This is a genomic window from Citricoccus alkalitolerans (assembly GCF_039528175.1).
Lineage (GTDB): Bacteria > Actinomycetota > Actinomycetes > Actinomycetales > Micrococcaceae > Citricoccus > Citricoccus alkalitolerans.
Genome location: NZ_BAAALH010000001.1, coordinates 553417 through 577837, shown reverse-complemented (window position 1 = coordinate 577837; position 24421 = coordinate 553417). Strand labels below are relative to the sequence as shown.

Here is a 24421-nt window from a genome sequence, read left to right as displayed (position 1 = left end):
GCAGACCCCTATCTGACACCCATCCGTAACCCTGGGAGAGAATCGTGAGCCAGCAGTCTGCCGCAACCACCTACGACGTTGTCCTGGTGGGGGGTGGCATCATGAGCGCCACCCTGGGGACCTTCCTGCAGCAGTTGCAGCCGGACTGGTCGATCGGCCTGTTCGAGAATCTCAACCAGGCCGGGCTCGAGTCCTCCGATCCGTGGAACAACGCCGGCACCGGCCACGCTGCCCTGTGTGAGCTGAACTACTCCCCCCTGGGTGCCGACGGTACGGTCGATCCGACCAAAGCACTGGCCATCAATGAGCAGTTCCAGGTCAGCCGCCAGTTCTGGTCCTACCTGGTCAACGAGGGCAAGCTCGGCGAACCGAAGACCTTCATCAATCCCCTGCCGCACATGAGCTTTGTCTGGGGAAACGACCACGCCGACTACCTCAAGACTCGCCACGAGTCCCTCAGCGCCCATCCGCTGTTCGAGACCATGGAGTACACGGAGGACCCGGACACCATCCGGGACTGGGCCCCCCTGCTCATCGACGGCCGCAAAGATGGCCAGCGGCTGGCCGCCTCCCGCCAGAGCAATGGCACGGACGTTGACTTCGGCTCGCTGACCCGGCAGTTGACCACCAACCTGGCCAATTCAGGAGTGGACGTGCGCTTCGGCCACAAGGTCACCTCCGTAGACCGCGGCACCGACGGCCGATGGGAACTCAAGGTCAAGAACAAGGCTGCCGGCGAGTCCTTCACCGCCCGGGCCCGCTTCGTCTTCCTGGGGGCCGGAGGCGGCGCCCTGCACCTGCTGCAATCATCCGGCATCCCCGAGGGCAAGGGTTTCGGCGGCTTCCCCGTCTCCGGCAAGTTCCTCAAGTGCACCGACGAGTCGATCGTCAACCAGCATATGGCGAAGGTCTACGGCCAGGCCTCAGTCGGCGCTCCGCCGATGTCCGTTCCGCATCTGGACACCCGCTTCGTGGACGGACGCCGTTCACTGCTGTTCGGCCCCTACGGCGGATTCTCATCGAACTTCCTGAAGTCCGGCTCCTACCTTGACCTGCCGCTCTCGGTCCGGGCGCACAACCTGTTGCCAATGCTCAATGTCGCCAAGGACAACGTCGACCTGGTGAAGTATCTCGTCACCGAGGTCACCAAGAGCCAGGTCAAGAAGGTTGACGCCCTCCGGGACTTCTACCCGCTTGCCAACGGCGGCGACTGGGAGATGATCACCGCAGGCCAGCGTGTGCAGGTCATGAAGAAGGACCCGAAGAAGGGGGGCGTCCTGCAGTTCGGCACCGAGGTCGTCACGGCGGGCGACGGCTCCATCGGCGCCCTGTTGGGAGCCTCCCCGGGCGCTTCACAGGCGGCTCCGATCATGGTCGGACTGCTGGAGAAGTGCTTCCCCGCCATGATGGAGGCGTGGAAGCCCAAGTTGCGGGAGATGATCCCTTCCAGCGGTCACCGGCTCAACGAGAACAGGTCTCTGATGGAAGAGGTCGAGCAGGCCACCAACGCCGCGCTCAAGCTCGCCTGACCGGCCCCGCCCGGTCGGGTACACAGACCTGAAGGTGTGAACCCTGCTGGGTCTTCTGCACCTCGATCCGGTAGCCGATGTCCTGCTTCATCCGGTCGACATGGCTGACGATGCCGATAGTCCGGCCACCGGCCTGCAATCCGTCCAGCACGTCCATGACGTCGGCCAGGGTGGCGGTGTCCAGGGATCCGAAGCCCTCGTCCACGAACAGGGTGTCCATGTCCACACCCCCGGCCTCGGCCTGCACGGTGTCCGCCAGCCCCAAGGCCAGGGCCAGCGAGGCCATGAATGTCTCCCCGCCGGACAGGGTCGATGCGGCCCGCTCGTCCTCGGTGTACCGATCGAACACCGTGATATCGAGCCCTCGGATGCCACGGCCCCGGGCCGAGTCGTCGTGGCGTAGCTCGTACCGGCCCTGGGTCATGCCCAGGAGCCGTTCCGTGGCGGCTGCCACCACCTCCTCCAGGCGACCGGCCAGCACATAACTGCCGAGAGTCATCTTGTAGGAGTTCTCCCCGGCGCCACGGACGAGCCTGAGCAGCCCCTCCGTCTCTTCGAGATCCGCCACCTGTCCGGCGGAGCGCCCGGCGACCTCTGTCAGCACGCCGGCCTGCCGGACCGTCTGCCGGTGCAGTGACTCCAGCACACCGACCCGTTCACCCGCGGCATCGCGATGCTGCGTGGCGGCGTCAAGGGCAGCCTCGTGCTGCACCACCTCCTGCTCCGACGGCGGTTCGACGCCGGCCCGGAGAAGCTCACGTCCGCGCTGCACCGATTCACTGGCGGCTAGCTCCGCCAAGCGTGCCTCCTCATGGTCCCAGTCCCGGACGAAGGCCGCGAGCCGGGTCTCGTCCTCGGCCGGCAGCACGGCGGCGTGAACATCCTCGACTGTGGCGAACGGACTCGCCACGAGTTCAGCGGTGAGGTGTTCGGCGGCCTGGAGGGCCAGCGACCGGTGGGTGGTTTCGGCGGCCGCAGCCACGACCACGGCGTCCACGAGTTGCTTGGCGGCCTCCAGCTCCCGACGCACCTCAGCCAGGTCGGTCCGGCCGTCCAAGGCTTCTGCCACGACCCGACGGAGGCGGTCGATCTCCTCGTCCGCCGCCGTCAGCCGGGTCTGCGCCGCTGCGAGGTCTCCGCGGGCCGTCTCGGCCACCTTGGCCTGGACCAGCTGGTCTTCTTCGTTCTGCTGCACAGCGGTACGGGTCGACTCGAGGTCCCGGGCGGCTTGCTGTGCGGCTGACACGGCGTCCCGGGCCTGGCTCAGGGCCACCTCGGCGTCCTGCGGTGACAGGCCGGCCGAGGCCAGTCGGCTGGATTCCGCTGTGCGGCGCGCCTCGTCCACGGCAGCCTCAGCTCTCCGCCGAGCCGCTGTGAGTCCGTCCATGTCCTGACGCGCCCGGTCCTGGGCTTCGGCGGAGATCTCAGCGCCGCCCGGGGCTGCCGGGAACGGGTGATCCACCGACCCGCAGACCTGGCACGCCTCACCGTCCTGCAAGGCAGCCGCCAGCAGTGACGCGGCTCCGGCCAGCCGACGTTCGACGACGTCCTGCCAGGCGTCCACGGCCGCCTGGGCTCGGTCGGTGGCAGTACGCAGAGAGTCCTCGGCGGCCACCCTGGCGTGGTGGTCCCGCTCATGGGCCAGTGCTGCTTCCTTCCTGGCGGTGGCTTGTTCGAGCAGCGACTTGGCAGGGCCCAGGCCCGCAGCCGGACTGGCCAGGTCCTCGAGGCGTTGGTGCAGGCTTCGCTGCGCTGCCACCAGCACGTCCCGCTCGGCCTCGGCCGCGGTGGCCGTGCGGGTCGAGACCTCGATGGAGTCGACCAGCCGGGCACGTTCTGCCTCGGCCCGGGTCAGGGCTGCGGCGTCCCGCTCGCGATCGGCCAGTCGGTCGAGGTCCCGTTCGGCTCGTTGACGCAGGTCGTCGAAGCGGGGGGCCAGGCCGGTCGATGTCTCGTCCCCCTCCCTGTCACGGTCCCATGCCAAGCACCAGTCATCGGCCCACGCCCTGTCCAGGGCACGGTCCAGAGCCGCACGATGCTCCCGGTGAGCGTCCTCAGCCGCTCGGGCCTCCGCGGCCCTGCGGTTCACGGGCACTGCCGCCCGGTGCCGTTCGACGGCAGAACGGGCAGAAACCGTGGGGCCCCGTTGCCCCTCGTGGCGGCTGGTCCGGTCCGCCCAGGCCTGAGCGGCCTGCACGTCCTGCCGGGTCCGGCGCACCGCGTCCACGGCCCGTTGAGCGCGGGATGTCTCCTCAACGGCGTCGTGGCGTGCGACCCGGGAGGATTCGAGGGCGGCGGCCACGGCAGCGGTCGACTGGGACACCAGCTCGGTGTCCGGCCACCCCTCCGGCTCGCCTTCGGAGTCCCACCAGCCCTTCCCCAGTCCGTCCTGCAGCGAGAACAGGAGGTCCTGGCGAGCCGTGGCCACGAGATCCCGGTCCCGCCGCGCAGCGTGTTCCAGGGACTGCTGCCGTGCGGCCAGGGACGTCGCGACCCCGTCATACCGGCCCGTGCCGAAGAGTTTCCGGAGCAGCGTCTCCTTGTCCTGGGATCCGGCCCTCAGGAACGCGGCGAATTCCCCCTGGGGCAGCAGGACGACGCGCATGAACTGATCCGCGTCCAGGTACAACTCCTGGCGCAGCAGCTGGCCGATCTCATCCGCCCGCACGGAGACCTCGACCCACTCACCGTCCCGGAATTCACGGAGCACCGCGCCGGCCTTTTCCTCCGTCAGGCTGATGCCTGCCTCACCCTGGCGTTGCCGCTTTGCCGGACGCCGGTACTTCGGCCATCGCAGGACCTCGAAGTTCCGGGCTCCAATGGTGAAGTCCAGCAGGACCTCGGGACGCGTCCCGATCGGGGACTGGGTACTCGCCAGTCCCTCGGCGCTCCGGCCACCGGGGACCGTTCCGTAGAGCGCGAAGCAGATCCCGGCCAGCACGGTTGATTTTCCGGCCCCGGTGGGGCCGTCGAGCAGGAACAGTCCGGCCTCGTTGAGTTCGGTGAAGTCGATGTCCTCCCGACCGGCGAAGGGCCCGAAGGCCTGCAGCTCGAGTCGATGGATCCTCATGCGGCACTTCCCTCGTCCCCGAGTCCGGCCCGGCTCTCATCCAACGCGCTCGTCAACAGTGCTGTCTCGGACGCTGTCGCCGGGCGCCGCCGCACATGCTCCACGAATCCGGTACACACCTCGAGGTCCGAACTGGCGGCGGCCAGCCGGGCGGCGTAGGTCGACTTCGTGGCCGCGGCACCGACGTCGGGATCGAGGACGAAGTTCAACAAGCCGTCGAAGCGCTCCTTGAGCCGGCGGTACGCCTGCGGGGGTCTCACCGGGTCCGTGACGGTGATCTGGCACCAGCGGTCCTCCGCCCACGCGTAGTCCGGGCTGTCCATCAGGTCCTCGATCCGTCCACGAAGGACGGCCAGCTTCCTCCCGGCAGACCAGTCCACGGTCTCGATGCCCGTCACCGCGCCCCCAGTTGTTCTCACGAGCAGCCCGCCCTTGGTGTGGTTGGCCTCGGAGAAGGAATACGGTAGCGGCGATCCCGAGTACCGCACCGTCTCCGCCATCCGCTGCCGGCCATGCAGGTGGCCCAGCGCCACGTAGTCGATGCCCTCGAAGACCGAGACCGGTACCTGTCCGAGGGTGCCCACGAGCAGCTCCTCCGGCGGACAGTCCGCCCGTCCCTCCTGGTTCCCGGTCGCCGGCCCCTGAGGGACATCCGCGCCGATGTCCCGCTCACTGTCCGACCCGGCACCGCCGGCGGCGAAGAGATGCGCCATGGCGATCACGGCGGATTCCTGCTCCTGGCCGCCGAACCGCCGCTCGGCGTCCTCACGGATCCTTCGCACGGCCTCGGCCGTCACCGCCGTGTGGTTCGGATCCACGTCCCACACCTGGCCGGTGTGCCGGGGTTCGAGGTAGGGCACACCGTAGACGGCGACCAGGCCGCCGTCCGGATCGTCCAGCACCACCGGGGCGGTGACCTGGTCCGTCCGGGTCCGGAAGTGCACCCCGGAGGCCCCCATGAGGTGGCCCCCGAAGCCCAGCCGGATGGCGGAATCATGGTTCCCGCTGGTCAGCACCACGGCCGCCCCGGCGCTCACCAGCTCCGCAAGGGCCCGGTCGAGGACCTCCACCGCATCAGCGGCGGGAAGAGCACGGTCATACACGTCACCGGCCACGAGGACCAGGTCCACGCCCCGTTCCCGGACCGTGGCAGCCATCTGGTCGAGGACTTCTCGCTGCGCCCGGAGCAGGCCGGTTCCGTGGAACGACCGGCCCAGATGCCAGTCAGAGGTGTGCAGGATCAACATGGACACCACGCTATCCGCCACACGGGACGCGTTTGGCACTTCTCCACAGCCGTGGTCCTGCCGATGTGGTCCTGCGATGCCTTCGGCAGTCCCTACGATGGAGGTCATGAGCGAATCCGACGCCCCACCCTCCCCCGCCTATCCCTCACGGGTGCTGGGCCTGCTGGCCGGCGGTGCCGCCGGGGACGCCCTGGGCTACACCGTCGAGTTCTCCTCACTGACGCAGATCCGTGCCGAGCACGGTGACAGCGGGCTGACACACCCCCTTCAGGTCCCCGCCATCCGTGCCGGCGGGACGGTCCCGATCAGCGACGACACGCAGATGACGCTCTTCGTCCTCGACGGTCTGCTCGACTGGATCGAGTGGGCCAACGAAGGCTCCATGGCCGATCCCACCGCCTGCGTGTGGCTCTCCTGCCTTCGCTGGTACCGCACCCAGACCGGCACCCTCCCTGAGGGAGCCCCCGAGCCTCCCACGCGCTGGCTCGAGGAACACCCGGAGATGCACGTGCGCCGGGCCCCCGGCAACGCCTGCCTGTCCGGCCTATCCTCGCGTGACATGGGCCTCCCCCACCAGCCGCAGAACCCAGAGTCGAAGGGGTGTGGGACCGTCATGCGCTCGGCCCCCTACGGCATGGTCCCCGGCCTCGAGGACGCCATGGTCGTGTCCCTCGCCCGCCGGGGCGCCGTCCTGACCCACGGGCACCCGGCAGCCTGGACCGCGGCCGCCGCCTTCAGCCTGATGATCTCCCGGCTCATGGCCGGGCACGGGTTTGACGCGTCCGTCACCGCCGCGCTGGAGTGGCTGGACACCGTGCCCGACGACGGCGGCACGGCCGCGGCGGTCCGTGCGGCTGTCGCTCTGGCCGGGCCCGGCGGATCTGCCGCCGAGGCCGGTGCTGTCCCCGCCGCACTGGGCGAGGGCTGGGTGGCCGAGGAGGCCTTGGCCATCGCGGTCTACGCCGTGCTGGTGACCGGCGGTGCCGTGGATCCCGCACGGGCTGCGGCACCCGACGGTGGCCTCGCAGCGGCAGACCCGGACGTCGAGTCGCTGGCGCCCGTCGATTTCGGCGCAGCGCTGCATTTCCGCGTTGCCCTGCACCTGGCCGTCAACCACGACGGCGATTCCGATTCGACCGCCTCCCTGGCCGGTCAGCTCCTGGGCGCCCGCTACGGGATGAGCATCTTTCCCGAGGCAGCTGTCCCGGCATGGATCGGCGAGCGGGAGATCGTGGCCGAGGCCGCGGAGCGCTGGATCGCCGCGACCAGCTGAGCCCGGGCGCGATCTGGGGCCGATCCCTTCCAGACCGACCTCAGAGGCCGACGCTGATGTACTTCGTCTCCAGGAACTCGTCGATGCCGCTGAACCCGCCCTCGCGGCCCACACCGGACTCCTTGACACCGCCGAAGGGTGCAGCCGGGTTGGAGACGACCCCGCGGTTGATGCCGACCATGCCCGTCTCCAGTGCGTGGCTGACGCGGAAGCCCCGTGCCAGGTCGGTGGTGTAGAGGTACGAGACCAGACCGTAGGGGGTGTCGTTGGCGATCGCCACGGCCTCCTCCTCGGTGTCGAACTCGGAGAGCGCGGCCACGGGCCCGAAGATCTCGGCGCTGCACATCTCGGCGTCGGCCGGCACCCCGGTGAGCACCGTCGCCGGATAGTAGTGACCCGCCCGGTCCACAGCCTGCCCGCCCAGCCGCACCTCCGCCCCGCGTCCCACGGCGTCGCGCACGAGTTCGGTGACCTTGTCCACGGCTTCTGCATTGATGAGAGGCCCCACGACCACACCGTCCTCGACGCCGCGTCCCAACGGTAGCTCGGCCATGCGCCGAGTGAGCCGATCGGCGAAGTCCGCGGCCACCGAGCGCTGGACCAGGATGCGGTTGGCGGCGGTGCAGGCCTGACCGATGTTGCGCATCTTGGCCTGCATCGCCCCCTCCACGGCGGCGTCCAGGTCGGCGTCCTCGAAGACCAGGAACGGAGCGTTGCCGCCCAGTTCCATCGAGGTGCGCATGACGGTCTTCGCGGCGAGCTCGAGCAGTCCTTTGCCCACCTCAGTGGAGCCGGTGAAGGAAAGCTTGCGGGACCGCGGGTCGAGGATCAGGGGGGTCATCACGTCGTTGCTGCGCTTCGTGGTGACCACGTTGACCACCCCATCCGGCACCCCGGCGCGGACGAGGATCTCGGCCAGGGCCAGGATGGACAGCGGCGTGTGGGAGGCGGGCTTGATGACGCAGGTGCATCCGACGGCCAGAGCCGGGCCGATCTTGCGGGTCCCCATGGCCAGGGGGAAATTCCACGGTGTGATGAGGATGCAGGGCCCCACGGGCTCGCGGGCGACCAGGAAGCGGGAATCGCCGGCGGGGGCGGTCATGTAGCCGCCGTCAATCCGCACGGCCTCCTCGGCGAACCAGCGGAAGAACTCGGCCGCGTAGGCCACCTCACCGCGAGCCTCGGCCAGGGGCTTGCCCATCTCCAGGGTCATGATCAGCGCCAACCGGTCGGTCTCCTCGACCATGAGCCGGTGGGCCCGGCTCAGGATCTCGCTGCGCTGCCGTGGCGGGGTCGCCGCCCAGTCGGCTTGGGCCGTGGCAGCGGCGTCGAGGGCGGCTGCGGCCTCCTCCGGGCTGGCATCGGCCACCTCGGTCAGGACCGCTCCCGTGGACGGATCCTCCACGGACATGGTCCGGGCGGTGGTCCGCCACCGGCCGCCGGTGAAAAGGCCGGTCGGGACGGAGGCGATGGCCTCGGCCTCGGCCTCTGAAGAGGTGGCTGAAGAGGGGGTTGACTGGCGCATGGGCTGCCTCCGCGTCGTGGATCCTTGCCGGTCAGCCCATCGTAGAAGTACTGTCAACACCCAACCGTAGCCACCGACTCAGCACCCACTCCTCGACCGGAGGCTCATCTATGACGGCGTTGTCACCCCACCTCAAGCAGGCCAGTCCCGTGATCGTGGACCATGCCCGCGGAAGTTGCCTCTACGACCAGGACGGGCGACGCTTCCTCGACTTCACCGCCGGCATCGGAGTGGTCAGCACGGGCCACTGCCATCCGCGTGTGGTGGCGGCTGCCCAGGGGCAGGTGGCCTCGCTCATCCACGGCCAGTACACGACCGTCATGCACAGGCCCCTCATCGAGCTGACGGAGAAGCTGGCCGAGGTGCTGCCGGACCACCTGGACTCACTGTTCTTCGCGAACTCCGGCAGCGAGGCCGTGGAGGCGGCCCTGCGCCTGGTCCGGCAGGCGACCGCCCGGCCGAACGTCATCGTGTTCCACGGCGGGTTCCACGGCCGCACCGTGGCCGCCTCGACCATGACCACGTCCGGCACCCGGTTCTCGGCTGGATTCAGTCCACTGATGTCCGGCGTCCACATTGCCCCGTTCCCCGCCGCCTACCGCTACGGCTGGAGCGAGGAGGAGGCCACGGCTTTCGCCCTGCGGGAGCTGGACTACCTCTTCGCCACCGTGACGTCCCCGCAGGAGACGGCGGCGTTCATCGTGGAGCCAGTCCTCGGCGAGGGGGGCTACATCCCTGGGAACACCGCCTTCTTCGCCGGGCTGCGCGAGCGGGCGGACCGGCACGGCATCCTGTTGGTCATGGACGAGATCCAGACCGGGTTCGGCCGCACGGGACGGTACTTCGGGCACCAACACTTCGACGTCTCCCCGGATATCATCACCTTCGCCAAGGGCATCGCCTCCGGTTTCCCGCTGTCCGGGATCGCCGCCACCGAGGAGGTGATGGCCCGGGCCTGGCCGGGATCCCAGGGGGGCACCTATGGTGCCAACGCCGTGTCCTGTGCGGCCGCCGTCGCGACCCTGCAGGTGATCGAGGACGAGGGGCTCGTGGGTAACGCCGCCGAACGCGGCACCCAATTGCTCGACGGCGCCCGGTCGGCGGCCGCGGCCGGCTCCCCCGGCGCTGCCGGGATCGGAGATGTCCGCGGACTCGGGCTGATGGTGGGCAGCGAGTTCACCACCGCGGACGGCACCCCCGATCCGGACCGGGCCAAGGCCGCCCTGACCGCGGCGGCGGACAGGGGCCTGCTGATGCTGACCTGTGGCGCCTACATGAACGTGGTCCGGATGATCCCGCCGCTCGTGGTCACCGCCGAGGAGATCGACGAGGGGCTGGACCTGTGGTCTGAGGTCCTCGCGGAAATCTAGAGGGAACCACGGGGACCCGATGCCACGCCACCTCATCATCACGCTCGCCACCCGCCGGGTCTCCTGCCGCGTCCGCTTGCTCGACGACCTCGCCCCGGCCACGTGTGCGGCCGTCTGGGACGCCCTCCCGTTGGCCGGGGACGCCTATCACGCCAAGTTCGCCCGGAACGAGGTGTACACCCTGCTGCCCCGCATCACGGCGGCACCCAGGCGCGAGAACCCCACGGTCACGCCGATCCCCGGAGACGTGTGCCTGTTCGACTTCGAGCCCTGGGAGATCGGCAACCCGTCCTACGGCTATGCGCCCGGCACCACCGCCCATGAGGCCCAGGGTGCCACGGACCTGGCCCTGTTCTACGACCGGAACAACCTGCTCCTCAACGGCGACGTCGGATGGGTCCCGGGCAACGTGTTCGGCACGGTCGTGGCCGGACCAGATGGCCCGGACGGCTCAACGGCCTCCACCGGGCTCGAGGCCATGGCCGCGGCCTGCAATGATCTGTGGCGGAACGGATTCGCCGGCGAGCGGCTGGTGTTCGAGCGCGAATAGGGTCTACTGCTCCAGCAGCCACTCAACGAACCGCGCGACGGCCAGCACGAGGTCATCGGAGTGCCGCGGACCCACGATCTGCAGCCCGACGGGCAACCCGGCGGCGGTGGTGCCCACAGGGATGCTGATGGCCGGTTGCTGGGTGAGGTTGAACGGAAAGCTGAACGTGGCCCACTGCGGCCACCGTTCCAGCCCGCTGCCGGGCGGGACCTCGTACCCGGCCTCGAACGCCGGGATCCCCACGGCGGGGGTGAGCAGCACATTGTGCTCCTCGTGGAAGGAGCCCATCAAGATCCCGGCCTGCGCGGCGACGTCCCGGGCCCGGAGGTACTCGACCGCGCTGATCCGCTCCCCCCGGTCCCACACCCGGCCCAGGCCCGGGTCGACCTTCTCCCGCATGCCGGGCGAGGTCGCGGCCATCGTGTCCAGCAGGGTGGCCGCCCCGCTGGCCCACAACACCTCGAAGGCCTCGATCGGATCGGTGAAGCCAGGATCGGCCTCGGTGACGGGCAGCCCTGCCTCGTCGATCCGCCTCACCACCGTGTCCACGACGGCCGCGACCTCCCGGTCCACGTTCGCGTAGCCGAGGTCACGCGAGTAGGCCACATGGAGTCCGGCCACCTCACGGTTGAATTCGCCGCGGAAGGTCCGTTGCGGTGGCGCCAGGGAGGTCGGATCCCGGGGATCCGGCAGCGCAAGGATGTCCATCATCAGGGCCGCGTCCTCCACCGTGCGCGTCATCGGCCCGGCATGGGCCAGCGGACCGAACGGGCTGGCCGGATACAGCGGGATCCGCCCATGGGTGGGCTTGAAGCCCACGATTCCGCAGAAGGAGGCCGGGATGCGGACGCTGCCGCCGCCGTCGGTCCCCACGGAGCACGGCCCCAGGCCGGCCGCCACCGCGGCCGCAGAACCGCCGGAGGAGCCGCCGGCGGTCAACCGCGGGTCGGCGGGGTTGCGGGTGATGCCCGTCAGCGGACTGTCCGTGACCGCCTTCCAGGCGAGCTCCGGCGTCGTGGTCTTGCCGAGGAAGACCATGCCGTCCGCGCGGAGCCGGGCCGCTACGGGCGAGTCCACCGTCCACGGCTGGTCCGGGTCGATCGACCGGGAACCTCGCAGGGTGGGCCAGCCGTCCGTGAGGAAGATGTCCTTGATGGAGACGGGCACGCCGTCCAGAAGCCCCTGGGGATGGCCACTGAGCCACCGGGCCTCGGACGCGCGGGCCTGCTCCAGAGCGCGGTCACCGTCCACGAGGCAGTAGGCCCCGAGGTCGCCGTCCGCCGTCCCGATGCGGTCCAGGATCGCGGTGGTGGCCTCGACGGGTGAGAGTGCCCGGCTGCTGTAGGAGGCCACGAGCTCGACGGCGGTCATCTGGGTGGGGTCCATCTGCAGCTCCCGGTAGGCGACATGGTGTTCGGTGACATCGTGCGAACGGCTTCGCGGACGCTCCGGCCCGCGGCCCTCGTCCCCGCATTATGCGGGTTTGATCTGCGCGGATGGAAGGGCCCACACGTCGTGACCGGCCCATGGTCGCCACGACGGTGGCACCCCTATGATTCAGCCCATCACCAACTCGGCAGATCGACGTAGTAGAGGGCGAGGGGCGGCAGTGGACCTGTCAGACATCGATTTCGACGGTCCCGTGACGCAGCGTGGCATCGGCGTGATCGCGCCCTTTGACCTGGCCCTGGAGCGGGAGCTGTGGCGGTGGACGCCCTTGGACGTCAGCCTCCACCTCGCCCGGACGCCCTTCGAGCCGGTCCCCGTCAGCCTGAAGATGGCCGAACTCGTCTCCGAGAAGCGGCACGTGCAGTCAGCCACCCGGGACGTGCTCGGTGTGGATCCGGAGGTCGTGGCCTACCTGTGCACCTCCGGCAGCTTCATCCACGGGCTCGGGTACGAAAGCGAACTCCGCCGGTCCATCCTGGAGTCCGGAGCTCCCCACGCCGTCACCACCTCCGGCGCACTGGCGGAGGCCGTGCGGGCGCTGGGGCTACGGCGGGTCTCGGTGATCACCCCGTATGACGCCGACCTGACGGACCGGCTGGTCGCCTTCCTTTGCGAATTGGGGGTGAGCGTTCCGCAGTGCCACTACCTCGGTCTGGGCGGCGGGATCTGGCGGGTCAATTACCGTACCGTGGCCGAGCTCATTCTCGCGGCCGACACCCCCGATTCCGAGGCCGTCTTCGTCTCCTGCACCAACCTGCCCACCTACGACATCATCGAACCGCTGGAACGCCGGCTCGGCAAGCCCGTCCTGACCGCGAATCAGCTGACCGTCTGGGCCTGCCTCGGCCGCATGGGCCTGCCGATGGTCGGCCCGGGCCGCTGGTTGGCCGACGTCTTCCGAGAGGAGTCACCTTCATGACCACCATCGGCATCATCTACCCGGACCACGCGGCCGAGGACGAATACCCGACGGCGGCGAACCGGCTCGGCGTGCGCCTGCCGGTCGTGCACATCTACGGCACGGATCTCCACGCGGTCCCCGAACTCCTCGATCTGGGCAGCCCGGAGAAGCTCGCGAAGGGTGTTTCGCAGCTGCTCGCGGCCGTGGAGGCGGAGGCGGTGGGACCGGTGGACGCGGTGATGTGGGCCTGCACGTCCGGCAGCTTCGTCTACGGTCACGAGGGCGTCCTTCGGCAGGCCGACCAGCTGGCCGAGGTGGCCGGGGTGCCGGCCGCGAGCACGTCACAGTCGTTCGTGGCAGCCGTGACCGCGCTCGACCTGAAGCGAGTAGCCGTGGCAGCGAGCTATCCGGAGGCGGTAGCGGCGCTCTTCACCGACTTCCTGACGGCCTCGGGGATCGAGGTGGTGGCCCGGGGCAGCGCCGGGATCAACACGGCGGCGGAAGTGGGCTCCCTGGAGGGCGCCCAGGTCCTGGAACTGGCCCTGCGGAACGACCATCCGGCCGCCGAGGCCTTGCTCATCCCGGACACGGCCATGCACACGTTGGACGTGCTGACGGCGATCGAGGACCGGTTGGGCAAGCCCGTCCTCACGGCCAACCAGGTCACGATCTGGCACGGTCTCCGGCTGGTTGGCTCGTCAGTGACCTCTGAACGGCTGGGCGAGCTGTTCACCCGGGTGTAGTGGCGCCCGGCACGGCTAGGGAATAGTGATTTCGCGACCAGCGAGCGCCTCCACGTTGGCGCTGGCGAATCCCCAGGCACTGCGCCGAGGGCTCACCCTGGCGTCGCTCCATTCCGCGAGCATGTACGCCACCTTGCCCTGCATCTCCTGCCGCAGGCGGCGGAACGAGTCCTCGAAATCCGTGCCCACCTGCCCCTGCAGCAACCACCAGGCCCAAGCCGCCGCACCGGCGTTGGCCACGAAGTCCGGGATCACCGGGATCCCGCGCACGGCCAGGCGTTCCTCCGCGTCCGGCGTCGTGGGTGAGTTCGCCGCCTCGACCACGGCCCGGGCCGCGACGTCCGCCACGGACCCGACTCCCAGCGCGTAGGAGACAGCCGCCGGGACGAGGATGTCCGCGGGCGCCGCGAGCACGGCATCGCGCGGCAGGAGTTCGACGCCGGACGGTACCGTCGCCCGATCGATCTCACCGTAATGGTCGCGGGCGGCCAGCAGGGCCGGAATGTCCAGGCCGCGGGGGCAGAACAGGGTGCCGGCGGCGTCAGCGATCGCGGTCACGGGGACACCTGCCTCGTGCAGGTACCACGCGGCTCCGCCGCCCATGGTGCCGATGCCCTGGATGGCCACTGTGGTCCGCGTGGGTTCCCAGCCGAGGGCGGCCGCCGTCCCCAGGCAGGCCTGAGCCACCCCGTAGCCACCGATCACGTCCCCCAGCGGCAGGCCGTCCCGGTCCACGGTGTCGAGTCCTGCCCGAACACGGTCCAGGGTGGTGGCCGGGTCCGGCGAGCGCCGGATGGCGGCGTGGAAGGACTGGTCCAATCCCAGCCGGGTGAAGACGGCGTCGAGGTCCGACTGGGAGACGCCGAGGTCCTCGGCGGTGACCCAGGAGTTCTCGAGCCATGGCCGCATGTGCGCGAAAAACCGCTCCAGGACCCCTAGCGCGGCCGGATCCCGCGGATCGCAGTCGATTCCTGCCTTGGCCCCGCCGACGGGCAGACCGAATGCCGCGGTCTTGGTGGCCATGCAGCGTGCCAGGTCGGCGACTTCGTCCCGGGTGCAGCCGGCTCGCATGCGGGTGCCTCCTGTGGCCATGCCCCCGACCAAGGTGTGCACCATGAGCCATCCACGGGAGCCGGTGACCGGATCGGTCCATGCGATCTCCCGCTCCGGTGGACGGTCGAAGGGGTCTGGACGCGTGAACGGCTCCCCCGGCGGGTTCCCAGGCAGGGCCTCTGGCCTGATGCCGGGCAGGGTTCCCGGCCGGGTACTGCGTGCCGATCCACTCGTGCCGTAGTGCGTGCGGTTGCCATCAGGGTTCTGGATCAGGGTCATGCCCGCCACCTCCATCGAGTTCACGGTCGGTCCCGCAGCGGTTCGCCCCCGGCGTGTGCTCCGGTGCGTGCTTCGGTGAATATTCGGTTCCAGCCGGATCGGCTCCGGCTCGTACTCCCAGCGTGGAGGGGGTTGCCGTTGGCGTCTATCGCCGGTTCCTGCACGATGCCGTGTACTGGGACTACAAGGTATCCCCCGCGATAGAGGCCCACCCCTATGCTGACGCGCATGGAGTTGTCGTTGCGTCGGCTGAGGATGCTGCGGGAGTTGCATCTTCGCGGCACCGTGACCGCCGTGGCGGCCGCCCTGCACTACAGCCCTTCCGGCGTCTCCCAGCAGTTGGCCCAGCTGGAGCGCGACGTCGGCGCCCGGCTCGTGGAGCGGCACGGTCGCCGGCTGCTGCTCACCAATCTGGGGCTCGTCCTCGCCGAGCATGCCGAGCAGATCCTCGGCTCAGTGGACCGGGCGACAATGGCCCTGGAGCAGGCTCAGAACGGGGTGACGGCGCGCCTCACCGCGGGAGTCTGGGCGTCCGTGGCGTCCAGTCTCGTGCCGCAGGCCTTGTCCAGTCTGGCGGTGCGGTATCCCGGAATCGAGGTCCGCACCGTGGAGTTGGATCCCGAGCAGACGGCGGGAGCGGTCAAGGACGGCACCTTGGATTTCTCCTTCGTCATCGACTACTCGGTGACGCCGGTGGCCTGGGAACCCAACCTGACCCGGACGATCATCGCCGTGGAGCGGCTCCACGCCGCCGTGCCCGCCGGGATGATCCCCTCCGGGACGGTGCGGCTGGCGCAGCTGGCCGACTATCCGTGGATTCTGGCCCGGGAGAGCGACCACTTCGGCCTTGCGGTCCGCATCGCCTGCCGTCAGAAGGGCTTCGACCCGAGGATCGTCCACACGGTCGCCGAACAGCCGACAGCCCTGGCCATGGCCGCAGGCGGGCTCGGGGTGACACTGGTGTCCGATCTCGCGCTGGAGCTGATCCCAGACGGAGTGGACATCATCGCCTTGGAGGAACCGGTGATGAGGACGGTCTCCATCGCCTATCGGGCCTCCCCCACACGCCGTCCATCGCTTGAACTCGTCATCAACGCGATCCGCACGGCCGCGGCCGAGAAGGGACTGGCGATGGGTTCAGCCCCGGTCTCATCCGAGCCCGCTGCGGAGTCCTGAGCCGCTGCGGGGTCCTGAGTCCTGATTTCACTGTTCTCACTATCATCACCACCCACTGCGTCCGCTTCGTCTGCTTCGTCCGACGCAGTACTTCACACCATGGGTTTTTCCCTCAGCCGTCCACATTCCGGTGGAGAGTGCTTATCTCGTCCCTTGCCCGTGATCGAATATATGTACTAGCACGAAGGGTCGGAGGCTCGAAGGTGGCGTTCACATCGGACAGGCCAATAGGACCGCCAGGGTCCCCAGGGCCGCCAAGGCTGCGCTAGGGCGACGACAGACGGAAGGAGGGCGCAGTCATGACAGCTGAAGAGAAGGCGCCCGCGCATGGCCTGGACGAATTGGCCGAGTGGGCCACTCCGGAGGTCCTTGATGTCGCTCGCCACGCCTTGGAGCTACTGGCCGAGCGGCTCTCCGGCCCCACCACGGTCGATGCCTTCGACCGCGTGGTCCCTCCACCTCCTGACCAAGACTGGTCGGGGCTGATCTCGCTCACACCGATTGTCCCGGGAGAGTCCCCCCACGGACGCGACTTCGTGGCAGCACCAGAGACCTTCGCGTCCGGTTCGTTACCCGTCATCCACCGTAGGGTTGAAGATCTGGGCCGTCTTCTGACTGCTGTACATACGTCATTGGCCGGTCATGCCGCCCAGGCCATGGATGAGGGCTCCCTCCGGGAGCCGATGCTCGGCATTCCCGGTGGGGCCAAGCCGTTTCGGGATGCCCCGGACTGGATGGTGAAGACCTTGCGGATCTCCCGGCCGGAGGCACGCAAACGCATCCATCGTGCCCAGCGGGTCCAGCCGCCAGTACCTGAGATCAGCGGCCACCAGCGCAGTGCCGCCTACCCCGTCCTGGCAGAGGCCTTCCTGCGAGGGCATCTCGACCCGTGCACTCTCGACCTGATCTCCACGACCCTGGACCAGACGAGAAGGGATGCAGAGGCGGCCAGCGCGGACCCCTCCTTGGCAGCGGATTGGCTGTCCCGGGGCGAGGAGACCCTGACGGCCCAGGCCACCGTCCTGGACCCGGAGTTGATGCGCCACGCCTGCGCCCGCTGGCGTCAGTGGGCGCAACACGCGCTCAACCCGGATGGGGCAGAACCTTCCGACGCCGTCCCCTCCGTCCAGCAGGGGCTTTCCTACCGAGGCAGACGACGGGGCTTCCACCTGTGGAAGATCGCCGCGAACGACCTCCAGCACGAGGTCCTCAGCACCATCGCCGGAGCCGCGACCAATCCGCGCGCTCAGATAGAAGGTATGTACGACGAAAGAGTCCAGGCTGGCGCGCAGAACACTGGTGCTCAGGGCGGTGGCGAGGCCACCCACAGCTCGACGTCGCCCACGCAGGAACCTGTCCCGGATTTCTCGATTGGAACAGGGCTCTGGCCAGATGCTGGCGTCGTGTCCGTCGACCGCCGCTCCCGTCACCAGCGCCAATTGGACGGCCTGACTTCTGCCCTCATGGGCGCATTGGCATTGGTCGAAGACAACGGCCTGCCGTCGTCCGGCGGGAACCGTCCTCTGGTCATGGTGACCATCGACTACGAGACACTCATCGGTCAGGTCGTACGCGGCCAGGCTTCCCCGGACAGAACCTCGACGGCGTCCACGTCTACAGGACCTCCACGCCCACCGAGTTTCGAAACCGACAAGGCTGATGTCCTTCCCGTCACCGCTCTCGACGTGGGCACCTTCAGATCGGAGGCGGCGTTCACCGGCCCCATCAGTCCCAGCACCATCCGCACCCTCGCCTGTGACGCAGACATCTTGCCCGTAGTCATGGGCGGCGCTGGGCAGGTCCTGGACGTGGGGCGCACACAACGGCTCTTTCCCCATCGGCTCCGCCGGGCCATCACGGCCCGCGACGGCGGATGCGCGTCACCAGGCTGCACGATGCCCGCGCCGTGGTGCGAGGTTCACCACATTCAGTGGTGGACCCACGGCGGCGCGACGAGCGTGGACAACGGGGTGTTGCTCTGCAGCCGGCATCATCACGCGGTCCACAGCGGTTCTTGGAGCATCAGCATCGAAGACGACGGCGCCCCCTGGTTCGTCCCTGCACTCTATCTGGACCCGTTCAGGACGCCCCAGCGCAACCGGTACTGGCGGGCCTAGATGGATCGGTCCGAAGCGATGAGTCAGGGCGCGTGACCGGCGCTGAGCAGCCGCAGGACTCCGGGGCTGGTGACAACGGGGCTGGTGGCAACGGGGCTGGTGGCAACGGGGCTGCATGGCCGGCAGATTGCCTATACTGCGGCGTCGGGCCAGTTGCCGTCCAGCATCTGCAGGAACTCCGGTTCAGAGACGAGTTCCACCTGTTGGCCCTGCTGACGGCGGGCCAGTGCGTCCCGCGTCTTGCGGTGCCCGATCGCCCCGCCGCGCGTTGCCGTGCCGAGGTCCTCAACCCGGAAGCCATCTCCGACGACCAATATGGTGGTCTGCGCATTGACCCGACTGCCCGTCCGCGCGCCCCACGCGGCCGCCCTGGTCTTGGCCTCCTGCCGAGGCATGCCCAGATTGCCCGTGAACACCACGGTGTGTCCGTACAGCGGATGAGCAGGATCTGCGTCAGCGGCAGGCTCGGGGTTGATCCCCTCATCCGGCCAGTGCATCAAGTCAGGCATCCGTTCAGCGTGCGGCAGCACCACTGTGGAATCGAAGACGGGCCCGAGCCCGCGCGCCTGCCGGGTGGCACGTGACTCCGGCTTGGTTCCGGCCCTGCGGGCCTCCAGCTGTCGCAATCGCACTCCATCGAGGGCCAGGATCTCGGCCAGTCCCGCTTCGAGCAGCCCGGTGGACGCCCCGGTGGACGATTGGACAGCTCGATTCGTGCCAGTCGTACCCAGTGGACGGGACTCTCCACCGCCGGCGATTCGCTCGGCAACAACCGGATCCGGTGACGAGACGTGCCTCTCCACCAGCAGTCCGCCAACCCTCTGCTGTCCGGCCTGCTGTCCAGGCCGCTGCCGGTCTGCCGTCCGCCGCTCGAGCACGTCGATCATGATCCAGGCGCAGGCCTCAGCATCGGCGAGGGCATCGTGGTGGTTCGCGAGTGGATGCCCAGCCTCCACGGCGGCCACGGGTAGTGCGTAGGATGGCAGCTCATAGGTGCGCCGCGCCATCACCAGGGAGCAAGCATAGTCAAAACGCGGGATGTCACGGCCGGAGACCTCCAGAGCTGATTCGATGACTCCGAGGTCGAATCCCGCGTTGTGGGCCACAAGAGGATCGGACCCGATGAAGTCCGCCATGTCCCCGAACACCTCGGCGAATCGCGGGGCGCTGGCCACGTGCGCCGCCGTGATGCCATGGATCCCCACGTTCCGGGCATCGAACCGGTCGAAGCCTGCCGGCGGCCTCATCAACCAATACGCCCGTTCCACCGGCTGGCCGTTGCGGACCCGCACGAGTCCCACGGAACATGGCGAACCGCGGAAGCCGTTGGCCGTCTCGAAGTCCAGCGCCGTGAAGTCGAGCGCCATCAGCGCCCTCCGCCGGACACGTCATCATCTAGCCCTGCCAGCATCCGCACCAGTTCGGGGAGCAGCTGCCGGAAGGCCGTGCCACGGTGGCTGATGGAGTTCTTCACCTCAGGATCAAGTTCCGCCACGGAGACGTGCATGCCGTGCGGCTGCAGGATCGGGTCATATCCGAATCCACCAGCGCCCCGCGGCGCCGTCAGCAGGGTACCGGCCAGGAAGCCGAGTTCGACATGCTCCTCGCCGGCCGGCGCGGCCACTGCGGCAGCACAGACGAACGCAGCGTTACGGTGTTCGGGCTTCACGTCGGACATCTGGTCCAGGAGCAACTGCAGGTTGGCGGCATCATCCCCGTGGCGTCCGGCCCATCGGGCGGAGAAGATCCCGGGGGCGCCCCCGAGGACCTCCACGGACAGGCCGGAGTCGTCGGCCACAGCCACCAGCCCGGTGTGCCGGGCGACGGCATGGGCTTTCTTGAGGGAATTCTCCTCGAAAGTGACACCGTCCTCCACCACATCGGGGGCGCCCTGGGATGCAGCGTCGACGACCTGGGTGTCGACGTCCAGTCCGGGCACCTGTCCACGGAGCAGTTCACGCAGTTCGCGCAGTTTGCCATGGTTGCGCGTGGCCAGCACCAGCCGGGGCTCGGATGCGACGCTTGCCCGGCCGCTCACCGCTCGCCGGCCAGGGTCTCGCGCTGGATGATGGCCAGCTCGGCGGACCCGGCCACGGCCAGGTCGAGCAGGGAGTCGAGTTCGGAACGGTTGAACGGGGCTCCTTCGGCGGTGCCCTGAACCTCCACGAAATCACCCGATCCGGTGACCACCACATTCATGTCCGTCTCGGCGCGGACATCCTCGACGTACGGCAGATCCAACATGGGGACACCGTCGATGATGCCGACGGACACGGCGGCGACGGAGTCCTTCAGCGGCTGGACCGACGCCGGGATGACTCCCTGTCCCTTGGCCCAGGCGATCGCCTCGGCGAGCGCGACGTAGGCGCCGGTGACCGAGGCTGTGCGGGTGCCGCCGTCGGCCTCCAGGACGTCACAATCCAACACGATGGTGTTCTCGCCCAAGGCCTTGAGATCGATGATGGCACGCAGCGAGCGGCCGATGAGGCGAGAGATCTCATGGGTCCGGCCACCGATCTTGCCCTTGACGGATTCACGCTGGGAGCGGGTGTTCGTGGCGCGCGGCAGCATGGCGTACTCCGCAGTGACCCAGCCGGTTCCCTCGCCTTTGAGCCAGCGTGGGACGCCCTGGGTGAAAGAGGCGGTGCACAGCACGCGCGTGTTGCCGAATTCGATCAGTGCAGAGCCCTCGGCTTGGCGGGACCAGCCGCGGGTGATGCTGATGGGACGCAGTTCGTTGACGGCACGCCCGTCCTGGCGGACCGCCGTGGGTGAGGCGCCGGTGGTGCTGTTTTCGGGCAGGGCGGAAGCTCCGGAAGTCGATGAGGTCATGACCGCCATCCTACCGAGGGCCCGGACGAGTTAATCGGGGCTTCGGCACTTCGGAGGTTCCGGCCGCCGCGGACACTGCAGGTATGCCGGAGACGCCGACGCGGCCTAGACCCGGTAGGTGACCCCGGAGACCGCGACGGCGAGGTCGCCCGCATAGGTCTCCCTTGCCTCAATGGACGCGGCCAGCGGATCGGTCCACACCGGAAGGTGGGTCAGCAGCAGTCGGCGGGCGCCGGCGTCGGTGGCCATCTGCCCGGCACGCCGGCCGGTGAGGTGTACGCCGTCGATGCCGTCGTCGCGGCCCTCCTGGAAAGCGGCCTCGCAGAGGAACAGGTCGGCGTCGCGGGCAGCCTCGACCAGGCCGTCGCAGGTGTCCGTGTCCCCGGAGTAGGTCAGCACCCGGTGTACCGGCTCCCCGTCCGGGCCGGGTTCGGTGGTCTCCAGGCGCAGCGCGTACGCCTCGTCGATGGGGTGGCGCACCGGAACCGGCGTGATGGTGAAGGGCCCGACGGTCACAGGGACATTCGCCTGCCAGTGGTGGAAGTCGAAATCGGGGTGCATGCCCGGGTCCGGATCGAGTCCGTAGGCCGTCGCCATGCGATCCGCGGTGGCTTCAGGACCGTACACGGGAACGTGGATGCCCTTCCAGCCGTACGGATTCCAACGGATGGCCACGTGCAGTCCGCAGAGGTCCATGCAGTGGTCCGGGTGCAGGTGCGTGAGCAGCACCGCGTCGATGTCGTCCAAGGCCATGTAGCGCTGCAACGTGCCCAGGGCGCCGTTGCCGAGGTCCATCAGGATCCGCCAGGTCTTCCGACTGCCGGGGGCGCCATCCGGATCCGGACCGTCAGCCGTCACGAGGTAACACGAGGCCGGCGAGCCCGGACCGGGAAACGATCCTGAGGCCCCGATGATCGTGAGCTTCACCCTGCGTCCGGCCTTTCGTCCGTGGCGATCCCCCAGTGACCCGAGCTCAACAGGCTCGAGGCCGGCAAGGGGGATCCTGCGTTGGGACCACTGTACTGTCCGTCTACGCCATGGCCGTTCGCGCCCTGTCTGGTTGCGTCCTGGCCGTTCGCGCCCTGGGCCGCCGAGAGCATCTCCGGGGTGATCCGGGCCAGCACTCCGGTCGGATAGCGCTCGGAGATGTGGTCGACCTGCTGCACGACGCCGACCTCGGGCCCGAGGAAGCGACGGGCCAGCGTCTCGAAGTACTGCGGATCGCCGGTCGCCATGAACCGATGACCGGGTTGTTCCACTGCGCGGCCCACTGCACCGTCCGCCGGATCACCCGCTGGACTCTCCAGACCGTGCCGGACCAGCGCCCGGTACACGTCCTTGGCCGTCTCCTCCGCAGAGGAGACCAGCGTGACGGACTCCCCCATCACCAGCGAGATCACGCCCGTCAGCAGCGGATAATGGGTGCACCCCAGCACCAAGGTGTCCACGCCTGCCTCCTGGAGCGGGGCCAGGTACCGCTCCGCGGTGGCCAGCAGCTCCGGCCCGGTGGTGATGCCAGCCTCCACGAATTCGACGAACCGCGGGCAGGCCACCGAGGTGATCTCCAGCTGCGGCGCGGCGGCGAAGGTGTCCTCGTAGGCCCGCGAGCTCACCGTGGCCTCGGTCCCGATGACCCCGATCCGCCCGCTGCGCGTAGCGGCGACCGCACGGCGCACGGCTGGCTGGATGACCTCCACCACGGGAATCCCGTACCGGGCGGTGTACCGTTCCCGGGCATCGCGCAGCACGGCGGCCGAAGCGGAATTACAGGCGATGACCAGGACTTTCACGCCGGCGTCGACCAACTCATCCATGATGCCGAGCGCGAAGGCGCGCACCTGGGCGATGGCCCTCGGCCCGTAGGGGCCCTTGGCGGTATCCCCCACGTAAGCGATCTGTTCGCCGGGCAGCTGATCGATGATGGCGCGGGCGACCGTCAACCCGCCGACCCCGGAGTCGAAGACGCCGATGGGGGCCGTCGGCACGGGCATGTTGGTCATGGTCGAGTCGGTCCTTCGGTCAGCAGGTGTCGTGCCAGCAGATGTAGATCCACCAGGTGTAGATCCTCCAGTCTGCAGTCAAGCACGATTCAGTCGGGAAGCCGGGTGGACAGGGCCAGCATCAAGGTCTCGAGCAGCCACGTGGTGAAGTTGTACAACAACGCCATGTAGGACTCGACGTCTCTGGCGGCGGACCAGTCGTCCACTGCGTGCACCCGTTCGGCGTCCTCGTCCGAGTCGATGCCCAGCCGGGCCGAGAGCACCAGCCGCACGTCATTGAGGGCGCGGCTGAAGGAGATGGCGTGCTCTTCGTCCAGGACCACGGGATTGACTTGCAGGGCCGCCACCGCCCGTTGGAGATCGGCCGTCTTGGACCGGCGGACGCCATCCTCGGTCAGGGCCCGGAACTCGTCGGCGGCGGCCTGCTCTGCAGGGGTGTCTCCGTGCACCCCGGGCGGCAGCAGCCGCGCGAGCGCCTCGTCCCGGGGTGCCTCCCGCACCGGAGTGCTCTCGCCAGCACCCACCGGATTCCCGACGCCGGCTGACTCGCCGCCCCCGGCATCGTCCGCTCCCAGAGGCCCCAATTCCGAGACGATGTCCCAGAACGGGTCGGAGGAGGATGTGGAAGTGGAAGCGGTCTCGGTTGGCGCTGAGGCGGAAGTGGCCGCGGAACCGGGGGGCGCCGAGTGCAAGGAGTCCCGCTCCACGTCCAGCAGTTGGATCACGTCCTTGAACAGGGTCCGCAGCAGGCGCCGCTCGGCCTTCTCCAGGTCGGCGACGAACCCCTTCGGCGTGCTCTTGAAGGCACGGGCCATCAGGCTCCCTCGCCCGGCTCGTGCTGGAGGGTGGCCCACAACCCATAACCGTGCATGGCCTGGACATGGCGCTCGGATTCCTCCCGGCCGCCGGCGGAGACGATCGCCCTGCCCTCCTGATGGACCTGGAGCATGAGGGTGTCAGCCTTGGCGCGGCTGAAGCCGAAATAGGTACGGAACACGTACGAGACGTAGCTCATGAGGTTGACGGGGTCATTCCACACGACCACCTGCCAGGGCCGGTCAGCGGCGGTGCGCTCAACGGTCCCGGCCGAGGTCTCCTCCCGCTCCAAGACGTCTGTTCCGGTCCCGGGCCGTCCGCCCGGGAGATCACGGGGACGGTCCTGGTGAGAACCGCGGGGAGAGCCATCCCGGGTGCCTGGGGAACTGCCAGGAGAACTGAGGGTCAAGAACATGGCAGCCATTCTACGGCGGACGGCACCCGGCGTCCGGCGTCCCACATCCGGCGTCCAAGCAGAGTCAAGAGTTGTA

20 protein-coding genes are annotated in these 24421 nt (G+C 68.9%); 8 read left to right on the top strand and 12 right to left on the bottom strand.

Annotated elements, in window-relative coordinates; genetic code table 11:
• Nucleotides 1–44 precede the first annotated feature (44 nt).
• Nucleotides 45–1529, top strand: a complete 1485-nt coding sequence (locus tag ABD134_RS02570; protein WP_344226445.1) for a malate:quinone oxidoreductase — start codon at nucleotides 45–47, stop codon at nucleotides 1527–1529.
• Here ABD134_RS02570 and ABD134_RS02565 read toward each other — a convergent pair.
• Nucleotides 1516–4599 (bottom strand): AAA family ATPase, encoded by a 3084-nt coding sequence (locus ABD134_RS02565; RefSeq protein ID WP_344226443.1) that lies wholly within the window; start codon nucleotides 4597–4599, stop codon nucleotides 1516–1518. The genes ABD134_RS02570 and ABD134_RS02565 overlap by 14 nt on opposite strands.
• Entirely contained in the window at nucleotides 4596–5846 is a 1251-nt protein-coding gene (locus ABD134_RS02560) for an exonuclease SbcCD subunit D (protein ID WP_344226441.1), read from the bottom strand. Before ABD134_RS02560 ends, ABD134_RS02565 begins: the two co-directional genes overlap by 4 nt.
• Before the next feature lie 106 nt (nucleotides 5847–5952).
• Here ABD134_RS02560 and ABD134_RS02555 point away from each other — a divergent pair, with 106 nt between their 5' ends.
• Entirely contained in the window at nucleotides 5953–7119 is a 1167-nt protein-coding gene (locus ABD134_RS02555) for an ADP-ribosylglycohydrolase family protein (protein WP_344226439.1), read from the top strand.
• A gap of 40 nt (nucleotides 7120–7159) precedes the next feature.
• Here ABD134_RS02555 and ABD134_RS02550 read toward each other — a convergent pair whose 3' ends face one another.
• The gene (locus ABD134_RS02550) at nucleotides 7160–8644 is read right to left on the bottom strand and encodes an NAD-dependent succinate-semialdehyde dehydrogenase (RefSeq protein ID WP_344226437.1); all 1485 of its coding nucleotides are present in this window, start codon (nucleotides 8642–8644) and stop codon (nucleotides 7160–7162) included.
• Nucleotides 8645–8754: 110 nt separating this feature from the next.
• Between ABD134_RS02550 and ABD134_RS02545 the strand changes: the two genes are divergently transcribed.
• Together ABD134_RS02545 and ABD134_RS02540 are read left to right on the top strand one after the other, a co-directional pair.
• On the top strand, nucleotides 8755–10014 hold the full coding sequence (locus ABD134_RS02545) for an aspartate aminotransferase family protein (RefSeq protein ID WP_344226435.1): 1260 nt from the start codon (nucleotides 8755–8757) through the stop codon (nucleotides 10012–10014).
• 19 nt (nucleotides 10015–10033) lie between these two features.
• Nucleotides 10034–10564, top strand: coding sequence for a DUF3830 family protein (locus ABD134_RS02540; protein ID WP_344226433.1), 531 nt, complete (start codon nucleotides 10034–10036; stop codon nucleotides 10562–10564).
• A gap of 3 nt (nucleotides 10565–10567) precedes the next feature.
• On the opposite strand, the gene ABD134_RS02535 is transcribed toward ABD134_RS02540, so the two are convergent.
• On the bottom strand, nucleotides 10568–11950 hold the full coding sequence (locus ABD134_RS02535) for an amidase (RefSeq protein WP_344226431.1): 1383 nt from the start codon (nucleotides 11948–11950) through the stop codon (nucleotides 10568–10570).
• A gap of 223 nt (nucleotides 11951–12173) precedes the next feature.
• Between ABD134_RS02535 and ABD134_RS02530 the strand changes: the two genes are divergently transcribed.
• On the top strand, nucleotides 12174–12932 hold the full coding sequence (locus tag ABD134_RS02530) for a maleate cis-trans isomerase family protein (RefSeq protein WP_344226429.1): 759 nt from the start codon (nucleotides 12174–12176) through the stop codon (nucleotides 12930–12932).
• Nucleotides 12929–13657, top strand: a complete 729-nt coding sequence (locus tag ABD134_RS02525; RefSeq protein ID WP_344226426.1) for a maleate cis-trans isomerase family protein — start codon at nucleotides 12929–12931, stop codon at nucleotides 13655–13657. Before ABD134_RS02530 ends, ABD134_RS02525 begins: the two co-directional genes overlap by 4 nt.
• A gap of 15 nt (nucleotides 13658–13672) precedes the next feature.
• Here the strand turns inward: ABD134_RS02525 and ABD134_RS02520 are convergent, their stop codons facing one another.
• Nucleotides 13673–14989, bottom strand: coding sequence for a Glu/Leu/Phe/Val dehydrogenase dimerization domain-containing protein (locus ABD134_RS02520; RefSeq protein WP_344226424.1), 1317 nt, complete (start codon nucleotides 14987–14989; stop codon nucleotides 13673–13675).
• Between the two features lie 228 nt (nucleotides 14990–15217).
• Here ABD134_RS02520 and ABD134_RS02515 point away from each other — a divergent pair, with 228 nt between their 5' ends.
• Together ABD134_RS02515 and ABD134_RS02510 are read left to right on the top strand one after the other, a co-directional pair.
• The gene (locus ABD134_RS02515) at nucleotides 15218–16165 is read left to right on the top strand and encodes a LysR family transcriptional regulator (RefSeq protein WP_344226422.1); all 948 of its coding nucleotides are present in this window, start codon (nucleotides 15218–15220) and stop codon (nucleotides 16163–16165) included.
• Nucleotides 16166–16464: 299 nt separating this feature from the next.
• Complete coding sequence (locus tag ABD134_RS02510; protein ID WP_344226420.1) at nucleotides 16465–18282, top strand: HNH endonuclease signature motif containing protein; 1818 nt, start codon at nucleotides 16465–16467, stop codon at nucleotides 18280–18282.
• Nucleotides 18283–18413: 131 nt separating this feature from the next.
• Here the strand turns inward: ABD134_RS02510 and ABD134_RS02505 are convergent, their stop codons facing one another.
• From ABD134_RS02505 to clpS, 7 genes are all read right to left on the bottom strand, one after another.
• On the bottom strand, nucleotides 18414–19649 hold the full coding sequence (locus tag ABD134_RS02505; RefSeq protein WP_344226418.1) for a 3'-5' exonuclease: 1236 nt from the start codon (nucleotides 19647–19649) through the stop codon (nucleotides 18414–18416).
• Nucleotides 19649–20320 (bottom strand): RdgB/HAM1 family non-canonical purine NTP pyrophosphatase, encoded by a 672-nt coding sequence (gene rdgB, locus ABD134_RS02500; protein ID WP_344226416.1) that lies wholly within the window; start codon nucleotides 20318–20320, stop codon nucleotides 19649–19651. Before rdgB ends, ABD134_RS02505 begins: the two co-directional genes overlap by 1 nt.
• Nucleotides 20317–21114: a ribonuclease PH gene (gene rph / locus ABD134_RS02495; protein WP_344226414.1), complete on the bottom strand. Its 798-nt coding sequence runs from the start codon at nucleotides 21112–21114 to the stop codon at nucleotides 20317–20319. Before rph ends, rdgB begins: the two co-directional genes overlap by 4 nt.
• A gap of 105 nt (nucleotides 21115–21219) precedes the next feature.
• On the bottom strand, nucleotides 21220–22041 hold the full coding sequence (locus ABD134_RS02490) for an MBL fold metallo-hydrolase (protein WP_344226412.1): 822 nt from the start codon (nucleotides 22039–22041) through the stop codon (nucleotides 21220–21222).
• Entirely contained in the window at nucleotides 22038–23114 is a 1077-nt protein-coding gene (murI, locus tag ABD134_RS02485) for a glutamate racemase (RefSeq protein WP_344226410.1), read from the bottom strand. Before murI ends, ABD134_RS02490 begins: the two co-directional genes overlap by 4 nt.
• Nucleotides 23115–23203: 89 nt before the next feature.
• Nucleotides 23204–23929: a DUF2017 family protein gene (locus ABD134_RS02480; protein ID WP_344226408.1), complete on the bottom strand. Its 726-nt coding sequence runs from the start codon at nucleotides 23927–23929 to the stop codon at nucleotides 23204–23206.
• Entirely contained in the window at nucleotides 23929–24222 is a 294-nt protein-coding gene (clpS, locus tag ABD134_RS02475; protein WP_378108481.1) for an ATP-dependent Clp protease adapter ClpS, read from the bottom strand. Before clpS ends, ABD134_RS02480 begins: the two co-directional genes overlap by 1 nt.
• Nucleotides 24223–24421: the final 199 nt, after the last annotated feature.

Bases quoted from the DNA above. Each gene is read 5' to 3' on its own strand.
- ABD134_RS02520 (WP_344226424.1), bottom strand. From the start codon at position 14,989: ATGACCCTGATCCAGAACCCTGATGGCAACCGCACGCACTACGGCACG.
- rph (WP_344226414.1), bottom strand. From the start codon at position 21,114: ATGACCTCATCGACTTCCGGAGCTTCCGCCCTGCCCGAAAACAGCACC.
- ABD134_RS02505 (WP_344226418.1), bottom strand. From the start codon at position 19,649: ATGGCGCTCGACTTCACGGCGCTGGACTTCGAGACGGCCAACGGCTTC.
- ABD134_RS02515 (WP_344226422.1), top strand. From the start codon at position 15,218: ATGGAGTTGTCGTTGCGTCGGCTGAGGATGCTGCGGGAGTTGCATCTT.
- murI (WP_344226410.1), bottom strand. From the start codon at position 23,114: ATGACCAACATGCCCGTGCCGACGGCCCCCATCGGCGTCTTCGACTCC.
- ABD134_RS02540 (WP_344226433.1), top strand. From the start codon at position 10,034: ATGCCACGCCACCTCATCATCACGCTCGCCACCCGCCGGGTCTCCTGC.
- ABD134_RS02545 (WP_344226435.1), top strand. From the start codon at position 8,755: ATGACGGCGTTGTCACCCCACCTCAAGCAGGCCAGTCCCGTGATCGTG.
- ABD134_RS02565 (WP_344226443.1), bottom strand. From the start codon at position 4,599: ATGAGGATCCATCGACTCGAGCTGCAGGCCTTCGGGCCCTTCGCCGGT.
- ABD134_RS02535 (WP_344226431.1), bottom strand. From the start codon at position 11,950: ATGGACCCCACCCAGATGACCGCCGTCGAGCTCGTGGCCTCCTACAGC.
- ABD134_RS02550 (WP_344226437.1), bottom strand. From the start codon at position 8,644: ATGCGCCAGTCAACCCCCTCTTCAGCCACCTCTTCAGAGGCCGAGGCC.
- ABD134_RS02560 (WP_344226441.1), bottom strand. From the start codon at position 5,846: ATGTTGATCCTGCACACCTCTGACTGGCATCTGGGCCGGTCGTTCCAC.
- ABD134_RS02510 (WP_344226420.1), top strand. From the start codon at position 16,465: ATGACAGCTGAAGAGAAGGCGCCCGCGCATGGCCTGGACGAATTGGCC.
- ABD134_RS02555 (WP_344226439.1), top strand. From the start codon at position 5,953: ATGAGCGAATCCGACGCCCCACCCTCCCCCGCCTATCCCTCACGGGTG.
- ABD134_RS02525 (WP_344226426.1), top strand. From the start codon at position 12,929: ATGACCACCATCGGCATCATCTACCCGGACCACGCGGCCGAGGACGAA.
- ABD134_RS02480 (WP_344226408.1), bottom strand. From the start codon at position 23,929: ATGGCCCGTGCCTTCAAGAGCACGCCGAAGGGGTTCGTCGCCGACCTG.